At 65.9% G+C, this 6,096-nt stretch carries 4 protein-coding genes and 1 pseudogene; 3 read left to right on the forward strand and 2 right to left on the reverse strand.

Annotated features, from left to right (window positions below; all coding sequences use genetic code 11):
* The first annotated feature begins 186 nt into the window (after positions 1-186).
* From mutM to XcuCFBP2542_RS18390, 3 genes are all read left to right on the forward strand, one after another.
* Positions 187-1,002, forward strand: coding sequence for a bifunctional DNA-formamidopyrimidine glycosylase/DNA-(apurinic or apyrimidinic site) lyase (gene mutM, locus XcuCFBP2542_RS18380; RefSeq protein ID WP_104605644.1), 816 nt, complete (start codon positions 187-189; stop codon positions 1,000-1,002).
* Between the two features lie 50 nt (positions 1,003-1,052).
* A complete protein-coding gene (locus XcuCFBP2542_RS18385) occupies positions 1,053-2,147 on the forward strand; it encodes a DUF4380 domain-containing protein (RefSeq protein WP_104605646.1) in 1,095 nt (364 codons plus the stop codon).
* Positions 2,148-2,216: 69 nt separating this feature from the next.
* Positions 2,217-3,818 carry an OpgD/OpgG family glucan biosynthesis protein gene (locus tag XcuCFBP2542_RS18390; protein ID WP_104605652.1) on the forward strand — a complete coding sequence of 534 codons (1,602 nt, stop codon included), beginning with the start codon at positions 2,217-2,219 and terminating at the stop codon, positions 3,816-3,818.
* Between the two features lie 72 nt (positions 3,819-3,890).
* Here XcuCFBP2542_RS18390 and XcuCFBP2542_RS18395 read toward each other — a convergent pair whose 3' ends face one another.
* Together XcuCFBP2542_RS18395 and XcuCFBP2542_RS18400 are read right to left on the reverse strand one after the other, a co-directional pair.
* Complete coding sequence (locus XcuCFBP2542_RS18395; RefSeq protein ID WP_104605648.1) at positions 3,891-5,135, reverse strand: GAF domain-containing sensor histidine kinase; 1,245 nt, start codon at positions 5,133-5,135, stop codon at positions 3,891-3,893.
* A 249-nt stretch (positions 5,136-5,384) separates the two neighbouring features.
* Positions 5,385-6,017, reverse strand: a pseudogene (locus tag XcuCFBP2542_RS18400) (thymidine kinase); the annotation flags it as partial.
* Between the last annotated feature and the right edge of the window lie 79 nt (positions 6,018-6,096).

Raw genomic sequence — 6,096 nt, forward strand, 5'->3', positions numbered from 1 at the left:
TCCCCAAACCCTCAGTCCAACAGGACTGGGGGTTTGTTCTTTTTGCCCCACTCCAAATCCTCCACCTCATCAAAACCTACGCATGGCCGGGCTGGTGCGCTGGTGCGCTGGCTCTGGATTGTTTTTGCCCCGCACACCTCCATCTTGAAGTTGGCCGGTACATGACCGGCGTCGCTGGATGCCCCGATGCCGGAGTTGCCTGAAGTCGAAACCACCATGCGTGGCCTGGCACCGCACCTGGTCGGGCAACGCATCCATGGCGTGATCCTGCGCCGTGCGGATCTACGCTGGCCTATCGCCGAGCAGATCGAGCGCCTGTTGCCCGGAGCCGGCATCACCCAGGTACGGCGCCGCGCGAAGTATCTCCTGATGGATACCGACGCTGGCGGCAGCGCGCTGCTGCACCTGGGCATGTCCGGCAGCTTGCGCGTGCTGCCCGGCGATACGCCGCCGCGTGCGCACGATCATGTGGATATCAGCCTACAGGACGGGCGGGTCTTGCGCTTCAACGACCCGCGCCGGTTTGGATGCCTGCTGTGGCAATCGGAGACACAAGTGCACGAATTGCTCGCCGCGCTCGGTCCCGAACCATTATCGGAGGCATTTACCGGCGATTATCTGTATGCGCTGTCGCGTGGCCGCCGTGCTGCCGTCAAGACGTTGCTGATGGATCAAGCGGTGGTCGTCGGTGTCGGCAATATCTACGCTGCCGAGAGCCTGTATCGGGCAGGAATCAGCCCCTTGCGGGAGGCCGGCAAGGTCTCGTTGGAGCGCTATCGACGGCTGGCCGCGGCGGTGAAGCAGATCCTCGAATACGCGATACAGCGCGGCGGCACCACCTTGCGCGATTTCATCAGTCCGGACGGCGCACCTGGCTACTTCGAGCAAGAGCTCATGGTGTACGGGCGAGACGGGGAACCCTGCAAGCAATGCGGACGCGAACTCAAGCATGCCATGATCGGCCAGCGGGCCACGGTCTGGTGCGCCGGATGCCAGCGTTGACCGCCGCCGCAGTCCTGCAATCGCCCGACCCTGTAAAGCGGAAGGCCTGCATGAAGGATGGCTGGGGTGTATTGGCGTGCATTGCCATGGCCGGCGTGCTGGGCTGGCCGGCGCTGGCCACCTGCGCGCCGCCGCACGACGCGCCTGCAGCGGTCGAACGGATTGGTCTCTCCAACGAGGTGATCGAGCTGACGGCGACACCTGCATTCGGTGGACGGATCCTGGCGTTCCAGCGGGTGGGCCATCCCAATGTGCTGAAGATCGGTACGGCGGTCCAGCAGCAGCCGGATCCCGAACTGTCCGCCAGCGCCGGCGATATCGCCTATCTGGGCCATGATGTGTGGGTTGGTCCACAAAGCCAGTGGTGGCTGCATCAGTCGGTCAATCCGCAACGCAAGGCGGCCGGCGCGGTGTGGCCGCCCGATCCCTATCTGTCGCTGGCAGCCACACGCATCGCTGCGCGCACGGCGCGGCAGTTGCGCCTGGAAGGCGTGGCCAGTCCGGTGAGCGGGGTGCGGCTGCGCAAGCGCATCGCCCTGTCGTCGGCGCGAGCGGATACCGTGGAGGTGCACGCCAGTGCGCGCAATATCCGCGAGGAACCAATCGCCTGGGACCTGTGGTTCAACACCCGGGTGGCGGCCAGTACGCGCGTGTTCGTGCCGGTGGCACAGGTGGCGGATATCCGCGTGCAGCCGCCTGCCGATGCCGGGACCGTGGCGCCGCGCTATCAGCTGCACGATGGCCTGTTGGCACTGCGCGCCGAGCCGCATGCCGATGGCGCGACCCAGCGCGGCAAGCTATTGCTGCAACCTTCCGCGGGCTGGATGGCCGGGTTCGCCGGGCAGCAGGTGCTGGTGATCCGCTTCGCGCATCAGCCGGCAGCGCGCATCCACCCCGAACAAGGACAGGTGGAGCTGTATCTGGATGCCCCGGCCCGCCACCCGGAGCGCGGACTGCTGGAAATGGAAGTCCATGCCCCCTATCGCACGCTCGCGCCCGGTGCGCAGATGCAGGCGCAGGAGCAGTGGACCCTGTTGCACTACAGCGGTGCGGATACGCCCCAGGCGCAACGGGAGTTCCTGTGCAGGCAGGTCACCGCGCTGGATCTGCCGCATGCCTGCGCTGGGTCGGCAACACCACATTGAGTGGCGCATTCACGCACACGCCGGGGTATGGCTATGATGTCGCCCATTCCACCAGTCAGATCGATGCGCATGCAACGACGCCACTTCCTCAAGAATGCCGCTGCCGCCCTGGCCGCGCTCGGCCTGCCGGCGCTCCCGCAGTGGGCATTGGCGGCCAAGGCAGTGGGGTTGCGTCGCCTCGGTCAGCCGCAGCCCTTCGACTATGGTTGGCTCAAGGGCCAGGCGCGTGCGTTGGCGGCTGCGCCCTACAAGAGCCATAAGCAGGTATTGCCTGGCCCGCTGGAATCGTTGAACTGGGATCAATACCAGTCGATCCGCTACCGCCAGGACCACGCCTTGTGGGCCGACGGCCATGGCAAGTTCCAGGCGAAATTCTTCCACCTGGGGCTGTATTTCCACACCCCGGTGCACATCTACGACATCGTCGATGGCAAGGCGCAGCAGCTGGCCTACGATCCGGCTGCGTTCGACTACGGCAGCAGCGGGCTGGGCGGCAAGCAATTGCCCAAGGACCTGGGGTTTGCGGGCTTCCGGCTCAATACCCGCAAGGACACCGAGCGCGATTTCTCCGCGTTCCTGGGCGCGAGCTATTTCCGTGCGGTGGGCAAGGAAGGGCAGTACGGCCAATCCGCGCGCGGTCTGGCCATCGACACAGGTACCGGTGGGCCGGAAGAGTTCCCGGATTTCATTGCCTATTATCTGGAGCAGCCGGCCGACGACTCGGACACGGTGGTGGTGTATGGCCTGCTGGATTCTCCCAGCGTGGCCGGCGCGTACCGCTTCGCCATCACCAATGGCGAGGTGCTGGTCATGGAGATCGACAGCGCGCTGTATCCGCGCAAGGCGATCGAGCGGCTGGGGATCGGCCCGTGCACCAGCATGTACCAGGTTGGCGAGAACGACCGCCGCATGGATTGGGACTGGCGCCCGGAAATCCACGACACCGACGGCCTGGCGATGTGGACCGGCGGCGGCGAATGGATCTGGCGGCCGTTGTGCAACCCGCCGCAGCTGCGCTTCAACATGTTCGTGGACGAGAACCCGCGCGGCTTCGGGCTGCTGCAGCGCGATCGCAACTTCGACCACTACCAGGACGACGGCGTGTTCTACGAGAAGCGCCCCTGCCTGTGGGTGGAGCCGAAGGGCAGTTGGGGCAAGGGCTCGGTGCAGCTGGTGGAAATTCCCACCGTGGACGAGACCTTCGACAACATCGTGGCGTTCTGGAATCCGCAGGCCAAGCCGCAGCCCGGGCAGGAACTGCTGATGGGATATCGGCTGTACTGGGGCGCCCGCCCGCCCGCCAGCTCGCCGCTGGCGCACTGCGTGGCAACCCGTACCGGGCTGGGCGGCATCGTCGGGCAGAAACGCACGCATTTCTCGTGGCGCTTTGCGGTGGACTTCGTCGGGGGCGAGCTGGCGGCGCTGGGCAGGGACCCCAAGGCGAAGGTGGACGTGGTGCTGCAGGTATCGCGTGGCGCCACCGAAATCGTGTCGGCGCGGCCGTTGCACGAACTCAAGGGCTACCGGGCGATGTTCGACCTGGTGCCGCCGGACGAGGGCACCCGGCAGATCGATATCCGCCTGTACCTGCGCGCCAACGGCAAGCCACTGACCGAGACCTGGCTGTACCAGTGGACGCCGCCGCCGGCGGGCGAACGCAAGCTGTTTTGAGGCCTTGTGGCGGTGGGCGGCGATGGCGCCCACCGCCCCTCTGGCACCGGGCGCGCGCATCAGCGTGCTGCCTCAGTGCGAGGCGCCGTCCTTGACCAGCTGCATCCGCGCCCGCGGACGTTGGCAGGCCAGCTCGACGCGGAAGCAGGTGCCCTTGTTGCCGCTGATGATGCGCAGTTCGCCCTGATGGGCATGTGCGATCTGCGCGGCCATGTGCAGCCCCAGGTCGACCTCGGGCAAGGCCAGCCCGGCGGTGTGCACGTGGGTGGAGGCATGCAGCACGTCCAGTCGACGCGGATCGATGCCATCCAGGTTGCAGACCTCCACACGCAGGCGGCCCCGCTCGGTGACCGCCACTGCCTTGATCAACGAACTCTGCTGCCCCTGCACCACCGCGTTGATCATCATGCTGCCAAACATCTGCGCCAGCCGCACCGCGTCGCCATGCACCGGCTCGTCGATGGAGACATGGGTGGACAGCACCTGGTTGGGATAGGCCGCGCGGGTTTCGTCGACGACCTGCGACAGCGCGTCGGACAGGTCGCTGCCATTGCCGTAGTCCATCTGCAGCCAGTCGCGTTCGATCCCACGGGCGAAATCGCAGGCGAAGTCGATCAGTTCCTCCATGCGCTGCAGGCTGCGCTGCAGCGAGCGGATGGATTCGCCTTGACGTTGATTGATCGGGTCGATGGTCAGCGCATCCACCACCGCGAGCATGGACTGCAGCGGATTGCGCAGATCGTGCCCCAGAATGCCGATGAATTCTTCGCGTAGCCGCGCCGAGGCCCCGGCGCGTCCGAGTTCGCTGCGTGCGCGCTGCGATTCCTGCGCACTTTCCTCGGCACGCTGCTCGGCCTGGATCTGTGCGGCCAGCAACTGCGCGAGCAGCTCGACCTTCTCCACCAGCTGCCGATCCATGACCCGTGGTAACGGATCCAGCGCACACAGGGTGCCGAACACGCTGCCGTCGTCGAAACGGATCGGCACCGACACATAGCTTTCGAAGCCGTACAACCGCGGCGAAGGGTGGTCGCGGTAGACCGGGTCGTCCGAGGCATGGCCGAACCAGACGGCATTGCCCTTGACCCGCACGCTGTCGCAGAACGTGGTGGCCAGCGGCAGTTCGTCGCCAGGCTTTAGACCGAAGGACAGCTCGTCGCGCACCAGGCAGGTGATCCAGCGCGCTTCGGTCACACGCGCGACTGCGGCAAAGCCCATGCCGGTCAGACGCGTGAGGATGCCCAGGACATCGGGAACCGAGGAAAGTCGGCCAACGCGCGCGATATCGGCGCGAAGCTCAGCGGGAAGCGGACCCATGTAATGCCTCCCAAGGAGTGGACAGTCGCCAGTTTACAGGACGGCAGTTGGGCCCGGAGGTATACCAGGCCGCCTCCATGCAGGCATAACGATACGCCTGTCAGTCGATGTCGGCGATGGTGGTCAACCGCATGTCCGCTTGGGTTTAGCACTGCCGATAAACCGTATAGGTGCAACAGACGCAGGCGTGGCGACCCGGCACGGCGGCACGCACCAGCAGCGCCGACGGCCTGGCCGTCAGGGCGGAAATCAGGTCTCGCCTGCGGGCAACGGCAAGGCGATCTGCAGCGGATCGATGCGGCCCTCGCCGCGCATGATCTTCTTGAACTCGGCGCGGCTGACCGACACGTAGCGTTCGTTGCCGCCAATCTCCACCTGCGGGCCGTCCTGCACCGCGTGGCCGTGCGCATCCACCCGCACGGTCATGGTGGCCTTGCTGCCGCTGTGGCAAATGGTCTTGATCTCTTCCAGTTCGTCGGCCCAGGCCAGCAGGAACTGGCTGCCTTCGAACAGCTCGCCGCGGAAATCGGTACGCAGGCCGTAGCACAGCACCGGGATGCGTAGCCGGTCGACCACCTCGCTCAATTGCCAGACCTGCGTGCGGCCAAGGAATTGCGCCTCGTCCACCAGCACGCAATGCAGCGGCCCGTCGGTGGCGATATCGCGTTCGACCAGCTGCTGCAATTCGGTGGTGCGGTCGAAGGTGCGCCCGTCCGCGCGCAGGCCGATCCGCGAGGCGACCACGCCGCTGCCGGCGCGGTGATCGAGCTTGGGCGTGAGGATCAGCGTGCGCATGCCGCGCTCGCGGTAGTTGTGTGCCGACTGCAGCAAGGTGGTGGTCTTGCCGGCATTCATCGCCGAATAGTAAAAGTGGGTCTTCGCGGATCACTGTGGGTGCAATCGAGCATTTTCGGGTAGCGCGGGCAGGAAGCTGGCGATGATCTTGAGCCTCAGGAACTCC

This window comes from Xanthomonas cucurbitae (assembly GCF_002939885.1).
Classification (GTDB): Bacteria; Pseudomonadota; Gammaproteobacteria; order Xanthomonadales; family Xanthomonadaceae; genus Xanthomonas; species Xanthomonas cucurbitae.

Bases quoted from the DNA above. Each gene is read 5' to 3' on its own strand.
- XcuCFBP2542_RS18395 (WP_104605648.1), bottom strand. From the start codon at position 5,135: ATGGGTCCGCTTCCCGCTGAGCTTCGCGCCGATATCGCGCGCGTTGGC.
- XcuCFBP2542_RS18385 (WP_104605646.1), top strand. From the start codon at position 1,053: ATGAAGGATGGCTGGGGTGTATTGGCGTGCATTGCCATGGCCGGCGTG.
- XcuCFBP2542_RS18390 (WP_104605652.1), top strand. From the start codon at position 2,217: ATGCAACGACGCCACTTCCTCAAGAATGCCGCTGCCGCCCTGGCCGCG.
- mutM (WP_104605644.1), top strand. From the start codon at position 187: ATGCCGGAGTTGCCTGAAGTCGAAACCACCATGCGTGGCCTGGCACCG.